Below are 18,449 nucleotides of genomic sequence, written 5' to 3' on the forward strand. Positions count from 1 at the left end.
TTTTTTTGAATTTTTGGTAAAAATAGTGGCTACAAAACAATCAAAACCATTAAATTAATTGATATTTCAATCAATTTAATCATTTTTAGACTACTTTAGATTTTTTTTTCATAAAGAAATAAATTAATATTGAGTAGAAAATTACAAAAATGTAATATTTTTAATCAAAGGTCATTCCCTTTTTATAGATTAAATATACAATTCATCCATTATCTGCTCTGAATTCAATCAGTCAGTATCATTTATTCTCGTTCACGAGGCAATTCATGTTGAATGCTCCAAAACTTACTTTAGCTATATTAATTAATGCTGCTTTAATTACACCTACATTTGCTAGCGAACAAAGTGATGCAAAAGGTTTCGTTGAAGATGCCAAAGGTTCTGTATTGTTTCGTACTGGTTACATCCTTCGCGATAAAAAACATGGCATCGAAGACCAAAGTTCATTTGCACAAACTGCAATTGTTGACTTAGATTCAGGTTTCACACAAGGCGTTGTCGGTTTTGGTGTGGGTGTTGTGGGTGACGGTTCTTTTAAAATTGGGGACAACCAACATTCAGGCAACAACATGATTCCTCGTGATGATCAAGGTAATCCTTATCATCATTGGGCTCGTGGTGGTGCAAACGTGAAAGCGCGTTTCTCAAATACTACCGTACGTTATGGTACTCAAGTTTTAGATTTACCTGTATTGGCAAGTAATACCACACGTCTGGTTCCTGAATACTTTACGGGGACATTATTGACCAGCCATGAAATTAAGAATTTAGAGCTTGTTGCTGGTAAGTTTACCAAAGACCAAATGTCTGATCATATCAATACAGATAGCAATCATCTGGATGATGCCATTGTTTGGGGTGCTAAATACAAGTTTGATGACCAACTCAGCGCTTCTTATTATGGTTTGGATTCTAAAAATGCTTTAGAGCGCCACTATATCAATGCAAACTATAAATATCCTCTAGCAAATCAAAGCTCTTTGACGTTTGACTTCAGTGGTTATCACACCAAGTTTGATAAAAATGCCAATACCTACTCGGCAACAGGTCCAGTGGATGCTGACTATGCAGCAACAGGAAAAGCAGGCGTAGAAAAGACCAATAATATTTGGGCCTTGTCTTCAACCTATAATCAAGGTCCACACAGTGTAATGTTGGCTTACCAACAAAACACGGGTGATGTTGGCTATGACTATGGTCAAAATGCTGATGGTTTCCAAAGTGTTTATCTACCAAACTCTTACTTGTCTGACTTTATTGGTAACCATGAAAAATCTGCACAGGTTCAATATAACCTAGACTTTGGCGGTTATGGCGTTCCGGGATTAAACTGGACGACTGCATTTGTTTATGGTTGGGATATTAAAGTCCGCAATGTGACTGACAATGCTCAAGAGCGTGAATTCTTCAACCAGGTGAAATACACCATGCAAAGTGGTTTTGCAAAAGATGCAAGCTTACGTGTTCGCCACTCTTACTACCGTGCTAGCGAAGCATATAATCCAGTTTATATCGGTGATACCAACGAATGGCGTATTTTCCTGGATATTCCTGTGAAATTTTTCTAATTTAAAATAGAAAAATGAACAATAAAAAACCTGCATCAACATGCAGGTTTTTTTGATCTAAATCAAATGAGACTCAAATCACATTCAGATCGGAATTACTTCGCTGCTTCGATTGCTTTCAATACTTCAGCTTTAGCAACTTCAGAACCTTCCCAACCTGTCAATTTAACCCATTTACCAGGCTCTAAATCTTTGTAATGTGCAAAGAAGTGTTCAATCTGGTTCAACAATAAAGCTGGAAGATCTGAATATTCTTTCACATCTTTATACAGCGGTGTTAATTTGTCATGTGGAACAGCAATCAGTTTCGCATCAATACCACCATCATCTTCCATGTTCAATTTACCAACAGGACGACAACGGATTACAGAACCATGTACCAATGGATGTGGAGTAACCACCAATACGTCTAATGGGTCACCATCTTCAGACAACGTATTTGGAACATAACCATAGTTTGCCGGGTAGAACATTGCAGTACCCATGAAACGGTCAACAAATAAAGCATCTGAATCTTTATCTACTTCATATTTGATTGGTGCAGCATTGGCTGGAATTTCGATAATTACATAGATGTCATTAGGTGCATCTTTACCAGCAGGAATATTGCTATAGCTCATAGGATACTCTTTCAAGTGAGGTCTTATATAAAATCTTGACGATTATAACGCTAAAATACGCGAACACGTGCGGATTATACATTCTGCATCATCAAAATGAATGGATTTCGTCTAAATCCACTCAGACAATTCGAATAATCAATAATAATAAAATGATGGGGCAAGCCATCGATAGAAACCAAATGATTGAGCGTAATGCTGAAATATTGGCGAGATAACAAATCCCGTAAATAATCCGCAGTACAATATAGGCAATGCCCAGCATCATGATCAGATGTTGTGAAACCACCATATACTCAGCCATAAGTACGGCAGCAATAAATAAAGGTAAGCTTTCAAAACTGTTTTGCTGTACGGCATTAGCGCGTGCCGACAAGCCCGTGGTTTGGGCTAAAAACTCACGAGGATTCTGATTATCGGTAACTTTAAAGCCCCCAGATACTTTCGCAATGATGGTAAAAACATAAGGAAGTAAACAGGCAATTAGAATTAAATATATGATGCCATCTATCCCAGACATGATTGTTTCTCATGAAGTGTTAATGCAGGTTATCATAGCATGGCAACAACAGAATATTTTTTGTTAAATGCAGAGTTTTGCAAAATTGTGTAGTGAGGACAGTGTCGTGCAATCAGACCAAAATGAATTGCTTGAGGTTTTAGAGAAACAACGCCAACAACATGCCGAGATTGATCGTATTCTTAAAATTGTGCTGCCTATCTTGGCATTTTTGTTGTGCGTAATCTGTGCCAATTATAACTGGCAGTCAACTTTAGGCACGCTGATCATTTTAATTGTGGCTTTTTTTGCAGTTGCAATCAAACGCATGAATCTATATTTGTGGCTTGCGATCATTGTCATCTATTGTTTGATTGATATTTATTTGAGTTACGGCAGCATTGTTCCTTCTGCTTTAGGTCGTCAAATGGGCACGATGTTGACCTTTACTGCAATTGTGGGCTTAAGCCGCCCCTATATTGATGGATGGTATAGCCGCTCCAAACAAAATTGATGATTCAATTCACTCTTGCACTGTACAACTTTGCAAAAAAAAAGCGCCAAGATAGGCGCTTTTTTAAATTTGAATTTTGCTTATTTACGTAAATCTTTACGCAAGATTTTTCCAACATTGGATTTTGGTAAGTCATCCATAAACTCTACATAGCGCGGGCGCTTATAGCCTGTTAAGTTTGCTTTCGCAAACTCAAGCACTTCTTCAGTGGTTAAAGACTGGTCTTTTTTCACAACAAACAGTTTTGGTACTTCACCTGATTTCTCATCAGGTACACCAATTGCTGCAACTTCAAGTACTTTTGGATGTTGTGCAATCACCTCTTCAATTTCAGATGGGTACACATTGAAACCAGATACTAAAATCATGTCTTTCTTACGGTCTACGATTTTAAAGTAACCACGTGCATCCATAACACCGATATCACCTGTACGGAAATATCCATCAGCGGTCATCACTTTTGCAGTTTCATCAGGACGATTCCAATACCCCTTCATGACTTGCGGTCCGCGAATCGAGATTTCACCCTGCTCACCTTGTGGTAAGTGGTTGCCGTCATCATCAAGAATCGCAACATCAGTTAATGGCAATGGAACACCAATTGTGCCACTGAATTCAGTCGTTGCTGGTGGATTTGCAGTGGCAACCGGAGAAGTTTCCGATAAACCATAACCTTCAATGATGATGGTCCCTGTGACTTTTTTCCACTCTTCAGCAGTCGATGGCAATACCGCCATACCCCCGCCCATCGCCATTTTTAAATTGCTGAAATCCAGTTGTCTAAATTCTTCATTGTGTACCAATGCATTGAATAATGTATTGACTGCTGGGAAAAAGCCCGGCTGGTATTTACGTAATTCTTTAATTACCGCAGGTAAGTCACGAGGGTTAGGAATCAAAATATTCGCCTGACCTTTGTACATGCCATAAAGCGCACACACCATAAATGCAAAGATATGGTAAAGCGGCAATGCACAGAAGATACGGTCATCTTTCGCACCGTCACCCTGACCAAACTTACTTTGGAAAATACCGTCACATTGCATTAAATTTGCAACTAAATTGCGATGCGTCAGTTCCGCACCTTTTGAAACGCCCGTCGTCCCTCCTGTATATTGCAATACAGCAGTATCACTTAAGGTTATGTTTGGACGTTTGTAATTGCTTGGACTTACTTTTGCGAGTGCGGCATTAAATTTGACGTGTCCAGGAATGTTCCAATCTGGAATTTGCTTACGCACCTTACGTAATACAAAATTCACCAAAGTACCTTTAAGCGTACCCAACATATCGCCGACTGAAGCTACAACCACATGTTTGACTGGAGTTTTTCCAATAATTGCTTGATAAACTGTTGCAAAGTTTTCAACAATCACCAAGGCTTCTGCACCAGAGTCGTTTAACTGATGCTCTAGTTCACGTGCTGTATAGAGTGGATTGACATTCACGAGCACTAGACCTGCACGGAATACAGCCAAAGCAACAACAGGATACTGCAGGACATTAGGCATCATGACTGCGACACGTGCGCCTTTTGCCAAACCCAAACTTTGTAAATAAGTTGCAAATTTACGGCTTGCCAATTCAAGATCACTGAATGACATCACCTTATCCATGAAGATAAAGGCATCACGCGAACCAAACTTTTGGAAATTACGCTCAAAAATATCAATAAGAGAAGTATTTTCCTGGGGCAATTCTACTGTCTCTGGAATCCCAGTCTTTTGGTATTCAGCGAACCAAATCTTTTCCATAATGCCATAATCTCCAATCAGTAATCCTTAGTTTTAAACTGTTTTTCTCAATATCGAGCATAATTTTTTGGCTTCTTTGTGCTCAATATTGCATCCATTTCCACGAACACATTGCATATATAACGTATTTCGATCCAAGGATGCTAGTTTTATCTTTGAATCAACAGTTTATTTGCTTTTTGATATCCACGGGGTAAGAGTTGACCTTTCGATGCTCGTTTACCAATATACTTCTGTAAATCATCACCTTTTAGTTTTAATTGTTGCTGTCCTGCAAGCACTTGAATTACATCATCTAAATTCAACGTTAGCATAAACTGAATATATTCATCAGCCTCAAGTTGTATCAACTTGTTTCCCTTTCCTTTATTCAGAGTTGGCAATTCTGACAAATCAATCAAAAGTAAACGTCCTACTGAGCTGAGTATAGCCAAATGAGTATGATTTTCAACGACCTCTATCGGCATTGCTTTTGCATCCTCCGCTACAGTCAAGAATGTTTTACCCGCTTTGGCATTGGTATCTAATTGTTTCGCTTGAGACTTAAATCCGTAACCTTTTGAACTTACAGCAATAATTTCTTTATCTTCATCCTCTACCAGTACTTGGATAAAGCTCACTCCATTTGCAGGTGACAGTTTTGAACTCAACGGTTCTCCCAAACCACGCGCAGAAGGCAAACTATTTATTGACAATGCATAACTTCGACCAGTCTCATCTAAGATGTACACTTTTTGGTTCGACTTGCCTTGTGCAGAACTCAGATACTGATCGCCTGCTCGGAAATTCAATTTCCCAACATCAATTTCATGCCCTTTGGCTGAACGAATCCAACCTGCTTCTGAAAGAACAACGGTAACTGCTTCAGCAGGCATCAAGTCTTGCTCGCTCATCGCTTGTGATTCTTCACGTTCGACAATTGGAGAGCGACGATCATCACCAAATTTTTTCGCATCATCTTTGAGCTCTTCAATGATCAAAGATTTTAAAGACTCAGGATTTGCCAGTTGTTCACGAATCACGGCAGCTCTTGCCTCAAGCTCTTCTTGCTCACGGCGCATTTCCATTTCTTCAAGTTTTGCCAAATGGCGTAACTTGAGTTCCAGAATCGCTTCCGCTTGGATTTCATCAATATTGAAACGCATCATCAATACAGGTTTCGGTTGATCTTCTTCACGAATGATTTTGATCACTTCATCAATGTTTAAATAAGCAATGATCAAACCGCCGAGAATATGCAGGCGTTTTTCAATCTTGTTGAGATGATATTGCAGACGACGTGTGACAGTGTGTTTACGAATTTCAATCCATTCCAATAATATTCTGCGGATTGATTTAACTTGTGGACGGCCATCAGCTCCGATCATATTCATATTTACACGGTAACTGGACTCTAAATCTGTGGTCGCAAACAAATGGCTCATCACAGCTTCCGCATCAATACGGTTTGATCTCAGTACAATCACCAAACGTGTTGGGTTTTGATGATCGGATTCATCACGTAAATCACTCACCAAAGGTAGTTTTTTGGCTTGCATCTGATCTGCAATCTGAGTAATGACCTTTGAACCTGAAACTTGATAAGGAAGTTCCGTAATGACAATTTCATTTTTTTCAATATGATAGATTGCCCGCGTTCTGTAACTTCCCCGCCCTGTCGTTTGAAGCTTAAGTAATTCTTCACGCGAGGTAATAATTTCTGCTTTGGTTGGCAAATCAGGTGCAGGAATATATTCTGCAACTTTTTCATCGGTTAAATTAGGGTTTCGAATTAAAGCAATTGTGCCTTTCACCACTTCACGCAAGTTATGCGGTGGAATATCAGTCGCCATCCCAACAGCAATACCCGTTGTACCATTCAGCAAAATATTCGGTACACGCGCAGGTAAATTGACTGGTTCTTTCATTGAACCATCAAAGTTATCCTGCCAATCACAAGTTCCCTGCCCTAATTCAGACAGTAACAAATCGCTATAAGATGAAAGTTTAGCTTCGGTATAACGCATTGCAGCGAAAGACTTAGGGTCATCTGGTGACCCCCAGTTGCCTTGACCTTCAATAAATGGATAACGATAGCTGAATGGCTGAGCCATCAGCACCATCGCTTCATAACAAGCAGAATCACCATGAGGATGATATTTACCCAGTACGTCACCGACTGTACGTGCAGATTTCTTTGGCTTACCACTAGGCTTTAATCCCAACTCGCTCATCGCATAGACGATACGGCGCTGTACGGGTTTTAAACCATCACTGATATGAGGTAATGCACGATCCATGATCACGTACATGGCATAGTTCAGGTAAGCTTGTTCAGTAAATTCTGCTACGGAACGGTTTTCTGTCGCATGATGCGCAAGGCTTGTCATAACAACCTTTTATCCTAATTAAATTCGTTCTAAATAAATGCTGATGTATCTACATTCTTATGCTAAGTCGCAGCGTCTGACGACACAAGCACAAGTGTACGCCACAACGACAAATTGCGTCTTTAGTTGTTTCTAATGACGTAAAATTATCCATTTTTTAAGAAATGAGCAACTTTTATTTAAATGGCTATTTTTAAATTGAGACATGCACTTTATTTCAAATACATTTTATAAATGCTGAAACTTATTGGCGTGGTTCAATTCGTGCTTTTATACAATCAATGCTTGAACTCAACAGCCCCGATCCCATATAAAAACAGCAAAGTTACAGGAACCACTAAGCTGTACGCTTCCGTCCAAGACAGCTGATCGAATACAGGACCTAACCCAATTACATTCAATGCCGAGATTTGAACACTTATGGGTAACTGTAAGAAAACAAAGTTTCCTTTGTTATCCGTCATTGGATCCAACGCAATATAAAGACAAAATGCGGTTAGCAAAAGATAGATAGTACAAAAGCTTAATCCTATTTTACTTTTCATTATTTTGCCCTCGATACTGTTTTATTTCATCATTTCGCTGTGAACTGTTGTTTTTTTTAATTCGACGTTTCGAAGTTAACATGGATGATCAGCAAGATTAACCCTATACCCACCCTTCCATTCTTCTTGCTTGTTATCGTTTGTCCTGCACTTTACTTTCAATATCTTCCGTTTAACGGCTATAACCCAATCTCTTCTAAGGTCTTGCCTTTGGTTTCTTCACCCAAGACCAGTACAACAGCTGCCACTGCTAAAAGTACGGCTGTAAACATCATAAAGACTGAACTAAAACCATTGCTTGCTACCATCATATGCGTAACGACCAGTGGTGCAACAATTCCGCCAATACGCCCAATCGCGGATGCCCAACCTGAGCCAAAGGCGCGAATATTGGCTGGATATTGTTCAGGCGTATACGTATATAATACTCCCCATGCCCCCAGGTTAAAGAAAGACATTAAACACCCCCAAAACATGATCATATTGACTGAGGTGGCTTGTCCAAAGAAATACGCAGATACAGCACACAACGCAATAAAACCTGCCAGAGTCGCTTTACGCCCCAACTTTTCAACCAACCAAGCCGCAGCAACATAACCTGGAAGCTGTGCCAAAATCATGCCCAAGACATATTCAAAGGACTGCACAATGGTATAGCCCTGTTTAACCAACAAACTTGGCAACCATGTAAAAATGCCATAATAAGAATAGACAATACCAAACCAAATCAGCCACAACATCAAAGTACGGCGGGCAAAACTGCTTGACCACAGTTGGGTAAATGAAAGGTTCTGTTTCGCAGCAACAGGTTTGACTTCAATTGTGGTAATAACTTCTACACCGCATTGACGTTCAAGTTTTTGTACCAATGCATGTGCTTCATCAATACGTCCCCGATTTATCAGATAAGGAACAGATTCCGGAACTTTTTTCAGAATCATAAAGACATAAACAGCCGGCAATCCACCCACCAAAAATGCAATATGCCAACCATAATCAGGGATCACAAAATATGAAATCAGTGCTGCGACTAACCAGCCTAAACCCCAGAAACTCTCAAGCAAAACAATGAACCGACCTCGAACCTGAGCTGGGATATATTCACTGACAAGCGTCACGGCAACAGGCAATTGCCCACCTAAACCTAAACCGACAATAAAACGGAAAATCAACAACCATGTCAAATTGGGTGCAATTGCACATAAAGCTGTTGCAACGCTATAAGTTACCAAGGTTATGGCGAATACGGTTCTTCGCCCCATCCGATCAGCCAAAGCACCTGAAAAGACAGCACCAATCGCCATACCGACAAAGCCGATCGAAACCACCCAACCCTTTTCCGCAGGTGTCATCTGCCACTCTTCTGCCATCTTGGTCAAAATAAATGAAATCAGACCTGTATCCATCGCGTCGAACATCCATCCCAGTCCGATCACCCACAGCAAAGTATAGTGAAACTTTCCAATGGGTAGACGTTGTACACGTGATACTAAATCCATAATAATGTCTCGAATAAGGTGAAAATTATCATGCGGCGAGCACAATCGGGATGTTGATTTGAATTATTATCGGTCGCCCCTTTGACTAACAAAGACAAATTACGGGTCAAAGCAACAGCAATCTACTTGCTGTTGCTCATCTCTGAATTATGGAAGCTCAAATATGTGGTCGTTCATCAAGTTTGATTAAACCACGCCATTTTCTGGAATTCAGCTTTCATCTTTAGAGGATGCCGATTGCTCATCATCATCTTTATAAATGAATTTTGGCATTTCTAAACCAAAATAAATGGCAATACAACGTAGCGCAAAACCAAAAACCAATGTCGAAATTACAGTGATTTCCAACGATAAACCAAAGTCTATACAGAACCAGTAGAAAATAACAGCGACAAAGGAAATTGAGGCATACAACTCTCGACGGAATACCAATGGAACATCATTACATAAAATATCCCGTAAAATACCACCTGACACACCTGTCAGAACACCAGCAACTGCCGAAACAACAAAACCATGTCCCATCTGCAATGCAATCTGACAGCCAATAATGGTAAAACCAATTAAGCCCAGCGCGTCTAACAACAGGAAAATAGAATGTAAATGCTTCATCCATTTGGCGATAAGAATTGTAACAAAAGCTGCACAGCATGTGAGTACAAGATATTCAGGATGTTTCACCCAAGTCAGCGGATAATGTCCCAACAAGACATCACGGACCGAGCCACCGCCGAGTGCGGTTACACAGGCAATCAGCACCACACCAAACCAGTCCATACTACGTCGTCCTGCTGACAACGCCCCCGTCATGGCTTCGGCTGTAATTGCAATAATATAAATAATGGTGAGTAACATTGCCCTTCATCCACTGATGGGTAAAAGATGCGCGCTATTTTAAGTCAAAACGAGCTAAAATCTACAAGTATTGCGCACAACATTGCTTAAATTTTTTGGTTGATCCACAAATACAAGGCTGTTTCATTGTAACCTGCTGATCTGTGGTTGGATCTAAAAAATACCACTGACCTGCATGATAGGCAAAATGTGAAATTTCATGATGAACCTGTGCCTGCTGACCGTCATGAAAATACGCTTTGAATTCAACCTGTGCATGATTTTTATCGAGCTTTTCGTTGGCTTGAATCACATCCAACTTTAACCATTGATTCGACTTGCTCCATTCCGCAATAGCCTGTACATCCAATGCCTGCTGCTGCCCCACTGCAGTAGTTGCCACAATATAAGTGATCTCCTGTTTGGCAAATGCACTATAGCGAGACCTCATTAATTGCTCAGCTGTCAGGGCTTTTTTTTGCCCCGAATGCAAGGGCTGACAACACTGACTATATTGTGCAGAACCACATGGACAAGATTGACTGGACATGAAAAAACTCAACATCGAAACAGACTTAAATGATAATGCAAGCCCGCTTGAAATCGAAATTTATTCTTTGAATCAAGATATGCCAGTCGCAGTATCCTCTTCATTCAGATCCCAGAAGCATTCATCTGCATAGACCCTTTCTTCATTCTCATTTTTGAATTGCGCAGTTGCTCACTCTTTCACCTTGGTTATTTTGAATCAAGCTGATTGTTGATCAATCGTAGACGGGTTGCTGAGTTCAGACATTTCTTTAAAACGAATCAAGGCTACTTTTTATAAGAGAAAATAAAAAAGCCAGTTTTCAACTGGCTTTTTTCAATGTCACTGGATAAAACACCGCTTATTCTGAATCTTTAGATTGTGACAATGCCACAATATGGACTTTTTCAATCTTGTGACCATCCATCGTCACCACTTCAAACTCATAACCATCTGCTTGTAGTTTCTGACCATTTTCGGGCAAACGACCAAGATGGAACAAGATATAACCCGAAAGCGTTGAATATTGCTCGGATTCATCGACCAGGTCTCGACCTAGCAGCAATGAAACATGGCGAATATCGGTTGAACCTTCCAACATCAATGAGCCATCTTCCAAACTTTCAGCAGCAGCTTCCAACTCATCTTCATCTGGGAATTCACCTGCAATCGCTTCAAGTACATCAATCGGTGTGGCAATCCCCTCAATTGAACCATATTCGTTGAGCACAATCGCCATCTGCAATGGTGCCTGACGAAGTTGTTCCATCACCATCAACACTTGTGCATTTTCATGAACAATGACGGGTTCACGTAAATGTTTGTCAAAATTTAAAACACCTGTTTCAATATAATCATTGAGCACTTTATGGGTAAGCACAATTCCTGCAATATTGTCTAATTCACCATGTGCCAAGATCAGTCTTGAGTGCGACATCGCCATTAAATTTTCTTTGATGGTGGCTTCATCTTCATCCAAATCCAACCATTCCAATTCAGGTCGTGGCGTCATCACAGATTTCACCGGACGTTCAGACAACCCCAACACGCCCTGTACCATGACGCTATGGTAGGCACCATTTTCATCATCAAAAATTTCATCGGCTAAAGCTTGAGTGGCAATTACATCATCTACTTTACCATTTTGACTTTCTGCACTTTTCCCGCCTAACATTTTCAGCACCGCTGAAGCCGTACGGAAACGCAGATCGGTGGTAGTCACCATCTTCTCTTGATTTTTACGCATGGTTTGGTTCATGAATTCAATCAATACAGAGAAACCAATCGCAGCATAGAGGTAGCCTTTCGGAATATGATAGCCAAAGCCTTCAACGATCAGCGAGAAACCAATCATCATCAGGAAGCCCAGACATAAAATGACGACCGTTGGATGTTTGTTAACAAAGTCCATCAAAGGTTTAGATGCCCACAACATAATCCCGACAGCAATCACTACAGCGATCATCATCACGGAGAGCTCTTTCACCATACCTACAGCAGTAATCACACTGTCTAAGGAGAATACGGCGTCTAGAATGACAATCTGAACAATCACCATCCAAAAAGCCGCATGAACAGGATTTTCTTCTTTTAAATCCTGCCCGCCTTCCAGACGTTCATGTAGTTCCATTGTGCCTTTGAAGAGCAGGAATACCCCACCAAACAACAGAATCAGGTCACGCCCAGAGAAAGGATGATCAAAAATATGGAACAACGGTGCGGTGAGCGTAACCACCCATGCAATGGAGGCCAATAACACCATACGCATACACAGCGCGAGCAATAAACCTAAAATTCGTGCTTTATTGCGTTGTTCAGGAGGAAGCTTTTCTGCCAAAATTGCAATAAAGACGAGGTTATCAATACCTAAAACTATTTCCAAAACAACCAAAGTCGCCAGACCAACCCACGCCGAAGGATCGGACATCCATTCAAGTATCATTGATCTTGCTCCATTGCAGATGTGCAATTGATATTGTCAGCATTTGATAACTGTAAATTTCGAAACTGAGAAGAAAACTTTAGTTTATTTTGAAATATTTTTTTGTCTAAAGATTGTGCATTTTCGGAGCGACTACAACCACTACCCATGATGATTCATTTGTTGATAAACAGGCTTCAATTATAGGCAGTTTTGATAAAAATTTCATCTTATTTGTATGGGTTTTTATTTGCCTCAATGATGGATTGTAAATCACTTTATTGTTGTAGCATTGGAGATCGGTGATTTTTTCCGATTTGATCACTGCTACATCAAAAGCAACCCTTTAACGATACAAAACATTGCAAAAGTGCCTACAACACAACATGTTTTTGTCATATTTCTTGCTTAAGGTAGTCGAAATACATAAGAACATGATAAGTTAAGGTGAAAAAATAAATGATGAATAGTGTATTTTCTGTAATGATAAATGAACCGTTAGAATTAGATCAGCAAACTCCTAAAGCAACTCAATGTTTAATTGCACTGTATTGTGGCTCCCGACCTGGAAATAATCCGACTTATAGAGAAAAAGCCATTCAATTGGCTCAAGGCATAGCCGAACATGGTTTTGGCATTGTCTATGGTGGTGCCAGTATTGGTTTGATGGGCCAAGTTGCAGATACCGTAACTGAGCACGGCGGTGATGTGGTGGGGGTAATCCCTGAATTTATGCTGGATTATGAAATTGCACATAATCAACTGACGGAACTGCATATTGTACAAAGTATGCATGAACGAAAAGCCATGATGGCAGATCGTGCAAGCGCCTTTGTGGCACTTCCGGGTGGTTTTGGAACCTTTGAAGAAATCTTAGAAGTCGCCACATGGGGACAACTCAACCAACATCAAAAACCCATGATGCTGTATAACGTGAATGGCTTTTACGACCATTTGATTGCTCAATTAGATCATGCTGTGCTTGAGGGCTTTTTACCGCCACAGCATCGTGCCAAACTGATTGTGTGCAACCATGCTGATCAAATCTACAATGCAATTAAAAACTTAGAAGCACCGAAGCAATTCGTAGTCTAAATTTTACATCGTCAGGATATTGAATGAATAAGAGGAGCTTACAAAGCTCCTCTTATTCAGCCTGATCAAATTCAACTTTTGATCAAGCTGAACAGCTTGAATCAATCACATGAATACAGATGAAAATCCTTCAAATCAGAATCCCGCATTGACGTTACTGGTGAAATATTTGCCATCCGTAAATCAACCCTGCGGCAGCCACAATCCAGCATAATGTGGCAATGCCAAAACAAGACCACATGGAAAGTTTTGTTGCCAATAAATAAACCACCAACAAATAAATAAAATAAGGAACGAGTGACCATATTCCAAATAAAGCGGTTTGTTTTAGTGCTTCTGCGCCTTGTTCTTGCAACACAATCACATGTGCAATCAAGGCAAAGGTCGGAAACAGCGGAACCAGGCCCGCAATATAAAATGCCTTGCTTTTTGAAAGAATTGAAATCAGTAAAACGACTGCCGCACCGATACTGCATTTCAAAAATAAAGACAACATTGAGTACCACTCAAACAAAATAGCCGATCTGCGCAAGATTTTACGCCAACATCATCCATTTGAAATCTAAAAAATCAGCTTTTTCATCCAAACTCAGCACAATGTTGAATTAAAATGCACGTTTCAATTTGCCACGATGAATAAAAGCAAAAAAAGCCATTACTGCCAATGCACCCAGGAAAAAAATGAATTTAATTTCACTTCGATTCAAATGGTATTCAGATTTATTGGTCTCCGTCTGGGTAAAATCTGCTTGTACAGGAGGGATAGTTGCCGTCAGATCAGAGCGCCTGCTATTTTTAAAATTTAATTCAGTCAGCGCAGCTGGTTTTTCACCTTTCCCGACTAAAACGTAGGCAGCAACAACATCAAAATCAACTGCATTTTGAATGCCAAATTTGACTTTAATTGGTTCATAGGTATTGTATTCAGGAATCCAATCATTCAGCTGACTATAAATACGAATTGTATCGGTATTTTCTAATTTTGGGTCTTGAATCAGTTGAACAACGCTTTCATCCAACAAAGTGGTTAACGCTTTAAATTGGTGAAATGAATACTGATGGGTTTGCGTGAGTTGTTCTGCGATCAGGGTCTGTTGTGTGGAATGTTCGCTTGGCTTCGCTTTGTTTAATAAGCCCTGATTTTGCAGTATGAAATCTGCCTTTGAAGTCAATCCAGGGTAGTTCTGACGCCCAATCAGATATACAGCTGTCCAAATCTGATCACCAGGTTGAACATCTTCTAATTCCAATTCATACAGTTGATTCGGTTTAAGCTGTAAAACTTGGTCAAACAGGACCGGCGTAGCATCTTCTGCAAAAACATTGCACGAAAATACCAAACAAAGGACACATATTAATTTATGTATGTTCATTTTTAAGCCCCTGTAAATGCGATCCACATCACACATGTTACAGTAAAAATAATAACCAATCTCAGAATAATTGTCTTACAATCTCAGTTTCTAGATAAATGGTTTTTCAGCCAATTCAGTTGTCTTAAGCAAACGCTCAAAACAGCCCCATCCGTTTGGTCAAAAATGCAGACTAAATTTTTGATGGGTAAAATTGGTTGTTTCATAAACAGTTCATTTTAAATAAATTATATTGTCATATTGAAAGTATAAAAATTAGACCTTGAAAATAAATCATAATCAGCCTAATGCTATGAATCTTATTGTTTTATATAAAACATTGATTGTCATAACTTTTTAAAAATGGTCAGTTAGATGACACAATTTGTCGCTTAAAAACTATTTTTTACAGCTTGAACAAAATTAAATCGCTATCATATAGCACTTTAATTCGCATAATTTCGAGAAAGTTTTATGAGTCAAAGTCATATCCGTATTCGAGGCGCACGCACCCATAATTTAAAAAATGTGTCACTCGATATTCCACGTGACAAGTTTGTGGTGATCACGGGACTTTCAGGCTCAGGAAAATCCTCACTGGCTTTTGATACCTTATATGCTGAAGGTCAACGTCGTTATGTTGAATCCCTCTCTGCCTATGCACGTCAATTCCTTTCACAAATGGAAAAGCCTGAAGTTGATTCGATTGAAGGTTTAAGCCCTGCCATTGCCATTGAACAAAAGTCGACCAGCCATAATCCGCGTTCAACAGTCGGAACCATCACTGAGATTTACGACTATTTACGTCTACTCTATGCACGTGTAGGGACACCCTATTGCCCTGAACATGACTTACCGATGGTTGCACAAACTGTTTCTGAAATGGTGGATGCAGTAAAAGCCTTGGAAGAAGGTACTGCGTTAATGCTACTTGCGCCTGTGGTTCGTGAGCGTAAAGGAGAATATACCAACCTCTTTGAACAATTGCAGAGTCAAGGTTTTGTCCGTGCGCGTGTAGATGGTGAAGTTATTGATATTGATACTCCACCTGAGCTGGATAAAAAGAAAAAACACACCATCGAAGTGGTGGTAGATCGTTTTAAAGTACGTGATGATTTGGGCAACCGTATTGCAGAAAGCTTTGAAACAGCACTGCGTCTAGGCGGTGACATTGCAATTTTATCGTGGATGAGTGGTGAACAACCTGATCGTGTATTTTCCGCCAAGCACTCATGTCCTGAATGTGATCGTGCAGTAGCAGAACTCGAACCCCGCCTGTTTTCGTTCAATAATCCTTTTGGTGCCTGTCCTGTCTGCGATGGCTTAGGAACACGTAGCCACTTTAGTGCTGAAAAATTAATTCCTAGCCCAGATGTCTCGATTAGCCAAGGTGCGATACGTGGCTGGGATAGACAACGCCCCTACTACTACAGCATGATTCAAAAAGTTGCAGATCATTTTGGTTTCTCTCTGGACACTCCTTGGAATGAGCTGGATGCAGAGACCAAAAAGAAATTTCTATATGGAACAGGCAAGGAAAAAGTTGATTTAAGCTATATCGATGAACGTGGGCGTAAACACAATCGCGTGCAACCTTTTGAAGGAATTTTGCCACATTTAGAGCGTCGCTATCGAGAAACTGAATCGAATTATGTGCGTGATGATTTGGCACAATATTTATCAAATGCTGCTTGTGATGCTTGTGGTGGCTCACGTTTAAATGAAATTTCGCGCCATGTTCGCGTTAAAGATAAAACCATTGCTGAAATTACCAAAATGTCGATTGGTGATGCAGAGAGTTATTATCAAGATTTAAACCTTGAAGGTGCAAAAGGTGAAATCGCAGATAAAATTTTTAAAGAAATTCGTGAGCGCTTACATTTTCTTGTTTCCGTTGGTTTAAATTATTTAAGCCTTTCACGTTCTGCCGAGACCCTTTCTGGAGGTGAAGCACAGCGTATTCGCCTTGCTTCACAAATTGGTGCAGGCTTAATGGGCGTGATGTACGTTTTAGATGAGCCGTCTATTGGTTTACATCAACGTGATAATGACCGTTTGCTTGAGACATTGGTTCGCTTACGTGATCTGGGCAATACGGTATTGGTGGTTGAACATGATGAAGATGCTATTCGGGCAGCTGATCATATTATTGATATTGGTCCAGGTGCTGGCGTACATGGTGGACATGTTATTGCCGAAGGAACTTATGACGAGTTGGCAGGCAATGAAAATTCTTTAACAGGTAAATACTTATCTGGAAAATTAAAAATCGAAGTGCCTAAACAACGTGTAACTCCGCCAAAACCTGAAGAGCAAATTAAACTGATGGGCGCAGCAGGTCATAATCTTAAAAATGTTGATCTGACGATTCCTTTGGGTGTGATGACGTGTGTGACAGGGGTTTCAGGTTCAGGTAAATCCACACTGATCAACCGTACGCTATTGCCTTTGGCTGCAACTCAACTGAATGGTGCAACCACCTTAACGGCGGAGAAGTTTGACTCCATTGACGGCTTGCAATTCCTCGATAAAGTGGTAGATATTGATCAAAGCCCGATTGGACGCACACCTCGATCCAATCCAGCAACCTATACAGGTTTATTCACTCCGATTCGTGAATTGTTTGCCCAAACCCCTGAAGCCAAAGCGCGTGGTTATGCCGCAGGTCGTTTCTCTTTTAACGTCAAAGGTGGTCGCTGTGAAGCCTGTGAAGGTGATGGCATGATCAAAGTAGCCATGCACTTCTTGCCTGATATGTATGTACCTTGTGATGCCTGTCATGGTCAACGTTATAATCGTGAAACATTGGAAGTAGGTTATAAAGGTAAAAATATTTCAGATGTGTTGGAAATGACGGTTGAAGATGCAATGCATTTCTTTGATGCGATTCCTGTGATTCACCGTCGCTTAGAAACCTTAAATCAAGTCGGTTTGGGCTATATCCGTTTAGGTCAGTCAGCAACTACCTTGTCGGGTGGCGAAGCACAACGTGTTAAATTGGCACGTGAACTCGCCAAACGAGATACAGGTAAAACCTTGTACGTGCTTGATGAACCCACCACAGGCTTGCATTTCCATGACATTGCCAAACTTTTAGACATCCTGCATGAGCTGCGTAATAAGGGCAATACTATTGTGGTCATTGAGCATAATCTGGACGTGATTAAAACTGCGGACTGGGTGATTGACTTAGGTCCTGAAGGTGGTTCAGGTGGCGGTCAAATTATTGCTGAAGGCACACCAGAAGATGTGGTTAAATCGAAAGTTTCACATACAGCGAAATTCTTAAAACCGCTGTTAAAGTAAGTGGCTCCCTCTTGTCCTCCCTCCTTTAAATAAGGAGGGAGTTT

At 40.3% G+C, this 18,449-nt stretch carries 15 protein-coding genes; 4 read left to right on the forward strand and 11 right to left on the reverse strand.

Annotated features, from left to right (window positions below; all coding sequences use genetic code 11):
- Positions 1-266 precede the first annotated feature (266 nt).
- Positions 267-1,568 (forward strand): OprD family outer membrane porin, encoded by a 1,302-nt coding sequence (locus IMO47_RS10810; protein ID WP_196077255.1) that lies wholly within the window; start codon positions 267-269, stop codon positions 1,566-1,568.
- A gap of 95 nt (positions 1,569-1,663) precedes the next feature.
- On the opposite strand, the gene ppa is transcribed toward IMO47_RS10810, so the two are convergent.
- Together ppa and IMO47_RS10820 are read right to left on the reverse strand one after the other, a co-directional pair.
- Positions 1,664-2,188 (reverse strand): inorganic diphosphatase, encoded by a 525-nt coding sequence (gene ppa / locus IMO47_RS10815; protein WP_004825594.1) that lies wholly within the window; start codon positions 2,186-2,188, stop codon positions 1,664-1,666.
- Between the two features lie 121 nt (positions 2,189-2,309).
- Positions 2,310-2,708: an MAPEG family protein gene (locus IMO47_RS10820; protein WP_196077256.1), complete on the reverse strand. Its 399-nt coding sequence runs from the start codon at positions 2,706-2,708 to the stop codon at positions 2,310-2,312.
- Positions 2,709-2,775: 67 nt separating this feature from the next.
- On the opposite strand from IMO47_RS10820, the gene IMO47_RS10825 reads away from it, so the two are divergent.
- The gene (locus IMO47_RS10825) at positions 2,776-3,201 is read left to right on the forward strand and encodes a hypothetical protein (protein ID WP_227552325.1); all 426 of its coding nucleotides are present in this window, start codon (positions 2,776-2,778) and stop codon (positions 3,199-3,201) included.
- Positions 3,202-3,281: 80 nt separating this feature from the next.
- Here the strand turns inward: IMO47_RS10825 and IMO47_RS10830 are convergent, their stop codons facing one another.
- The 7 genes from IMO47_RS10830 to IMO47_RS10860 form a co-directional block, all read right to left on the reverse strand.
- On the reverse strand, positions 3,282-4,955 hold the full coding sequence (locus IMO47_RS10830) for a long-chain-fatty-acid--CoA ligase (RefSeq protein WP_196077258.1): 1,674 nt from the start codon (positions 4,953-4,955) through the stop codon (positions 3,282-3,284).
- A 149-nt stretch (positions 4,956-5,104) separates the two neighbouring features.
- Positions 5,105-7,324, reverse strand: coding sequence for a DNA topoisomerase IV subunit A (gene parC, locus IMO47_RS10835; protein ID WP_196077259.1), 2,220 nt, complete (start codon positions 7,322-7,324; stop codon positions 5,105-5,107).
- A 278-nt stretch (positions 7,325-7,602) separates the two neighbouring features.
- Entirely contained in the window at positions 7,603-7,788 is a 186-nt protein-coding gene (locus IMO47_RS19625; RefSeq protein ID WP_227552324.1) for a hypothetical protein, read from the reverse strand.
- Positions 7,789-8,048: 260 nt separating this feature from the next.
- Complete coding sequence (locus IMO47_RS10845; RefSeq protein ID WP_196077260.1) at positions 8,049-9,368, reverse strand: MFS transporter; 1,320 nt, start codon at positions 9,366-9,368, stop codon at positions 8,049-8,051.
- Positions 9,369-9,578: 210 nt separating this feature from the next.
- Positions 9,579-10,223 (reverse strand): trimeric intracellular cation channel family protein, encoded by a 645-nt coding sequence (locus tag IMO47_RS10850; RefSeq protein ID WP_009583997.1) that lies wholly within the window; start codon positions 10,221-10,223, stop codon positions 9,579-9,581.
- A 61-nt stretch (positions 10,224-10,284) separates the two neighbouring features.
- Positions 10,285-10,752, reverse strand: a complete 468-nt coding sequence (locus tag IMO47_RS10855) for a YchJ family protein (RefSeq protein ID WP_196077261.1) — start codon at positions 10,750-10,752, stop codon at positions 10,285-10,287.
- Between the two features lie 340 nt (positions 10,753-11,092).
- On the reverse strand, positions 11,093-12,673 hold the full coding sequence (locus IMO47_RS10860) for a TerC family protein (RefSeq protein WP_196077262.1): 1,581 nt from the start codon (positions 12,671-12,673) through the stop codon (positions 11,093-11,095).
- A 438-nt stretch (positions 12,674-13,111) separates the two neighbouring features.
- On the opposite strand from IMO47_RS10860, the gene IMO47_RS10865 reads away from it, so the two are divergent.
- The gene (locus IMO47_RS10865) at positions 13,112-13,747 is read left to right on the forward strand and encodes a TIGR00730 family Rossman fold protein (protein WP_198426923.1); all 636 of its coding nucleotides are present in this window, start codon (positions 13,112-13,114) and stop codon (positions 13,745-13,747) included.
- A 154-nt stretch (positions 13,748-13,901) separates the two neighbouring features.
- On the opposite strand, the gene IMO47_RS10870 is transcribed toward IMO47_RS10865, so the two are convergent.
- Both IMO47_RS10870 and IMO47_RS10875 read right to left on the reverse strand, forming a co-directional pair.
- Entirely contained in the window at positions 13,902-14,243 is a 342-nt protein-coding gene (locus IMO47_RS10870; RefSeq protein ID WP_196077263.1) for a GlpM family protein, read from the reverse strand.
- A gap of 109 nt (positions 14,244-14,352) precedes the next feature.
- Complete coding sequence (locus IMO47_RS10875) at positions 14,353-15,120, reverse strand: hypothetical protein (RefSeq protein ID WP_196077264.1); 768 nt, start codon at positions 15,118-15,120, stop codon at positions 14,353-14,355.
- Positions 15,121-15,573: 453 nt separating this feature from the next.
- On the opposite strand from IMO47_RS10875, the gene uvrA reads away from it, so the two are divergent.
- Positions 15,574-18,405 carry an excinuclease ABC subunit UvrA gene (gene uvrA / locus IMO47_RS10880; RefSeq protein WP_196077265.1) on the forward strand — a complete coding sequence of 944 codons (2,832 nt, stop codon included), beginning with the start codon at positions 15,574-15,576 and terminating at the stop codon, positions 18,403-18,405.
- Positions 18,406-18,449 lie beyond the last annotated feature (44 nt).

Source organism: Acinetobacter sp. Res13-Abat-PEC15-P4-01 (genome assembly GCF_015676285.1).
GTDB lineage: Bacteria > Pseudomonadota > Gammaproteobacteria > Pseudomonadales > Moraxellaceae > Acinetobacter > Acinetobacter nematophilus.

Coding starts and splice junctions, on each gene's coding strand:
- uvrA (WP_196077265.1), top strand. CDS start 15,574: ATGAGTCAAAGTCATATCCGTATTCGAGGCGCACGCACCCATAATTTA.
- IMO47_RS10845 (WP_196077260.1), bottom strand. CDS start 9,368: ATGGATTTAGTATCACGTGTACAACGTCTACCCATTGGAAAGTTTCAC.
- IMO47_RS10860 (WP_196077262.1), bottom strand. CDS start 12,673: ATGATACTTGAATGGATGTCCGATCCTTCGGCGTGGGTTGGTCTGGCG.
- ppa (WP_004825594.1), bottom strand. CDS start 2,188: ATGAGCTATAGCAATATTCCTGCTGGTAAAGATGCACCTAATGACATC.
- IMO47_RS10865 (WP_198426923.1), top strand. CDS start 13,112: ATGATGAATAGTGTATTTTCTGTAATGATAAATGAACCGTTAGAATTA.
- IMO47_RS19625 (WP_227552324.1), bottom strand. CDS start 7,788: ATGACGGATAACAAAGGAAACTTTGTTTTCTTACAGTTACCCATAAGT.
- IMO47_RS10830 (WP_196077258.1), bottom strand. CDS start 4,955: ATGGAAAAGATTTGGTTCGCTGAATACCAAAAGACTGGGATTCCAGAG.
- IMO47_RS10820 (WP_196077256.1), bottom strand. CDS start 2,708: ATGTCTGGGATAGATGGCATCATATATTTAATTCTAATTGCCTGTTTA.
- IMO47_RS10875 (WP_196077264.1), bottom strand. CDS start 15,120: ATGAACATACATAAATTAATATGTGTCCTTTGTTTGGTATTTTCGTGC.
- IMO47_RS10825 (WP_227552325.1), top strand. CDS start 2,776: ATGCAGAGTTTTGCAAAATTGTGTAGTGAGGACAGTGTCGTGCAATCA.
- IMO47_RS10850 (WP_009583997.1), bottom strand. CDS start 10,223: ATGTTACTCACCATTATTTATATTATTGCAATTACAGCCGAAGCCATG.
- IMO47_RS10810 (WP_196077255.1), top strand. CDS start 267: ATGTTGAATGCTCCAAAACTTACTTTAGCTATATTAATTAATGCTGCT.
- IMO47_RS10855 (WP_196077261.1), bottom strand. CDS start 10,752: ATGTCCAGTCAATCTTGTCCATGTGGTTCTGCACAATATAGTCAGTGT.
- IMO47_RS10870 (WP_196077263.1), bottom strand. CDS start 14,243: ATGTTGTCTTTATTTTTGAAATGCAGTATCGGTGCGGCAGTCGTTTTA.
- parC (WP_196077259.1), bottom strand. CDS start 7,324: ATGACAAGCCTTGCGCATCATGCGACAGAAAACCGTTCCGTAGCAGAA.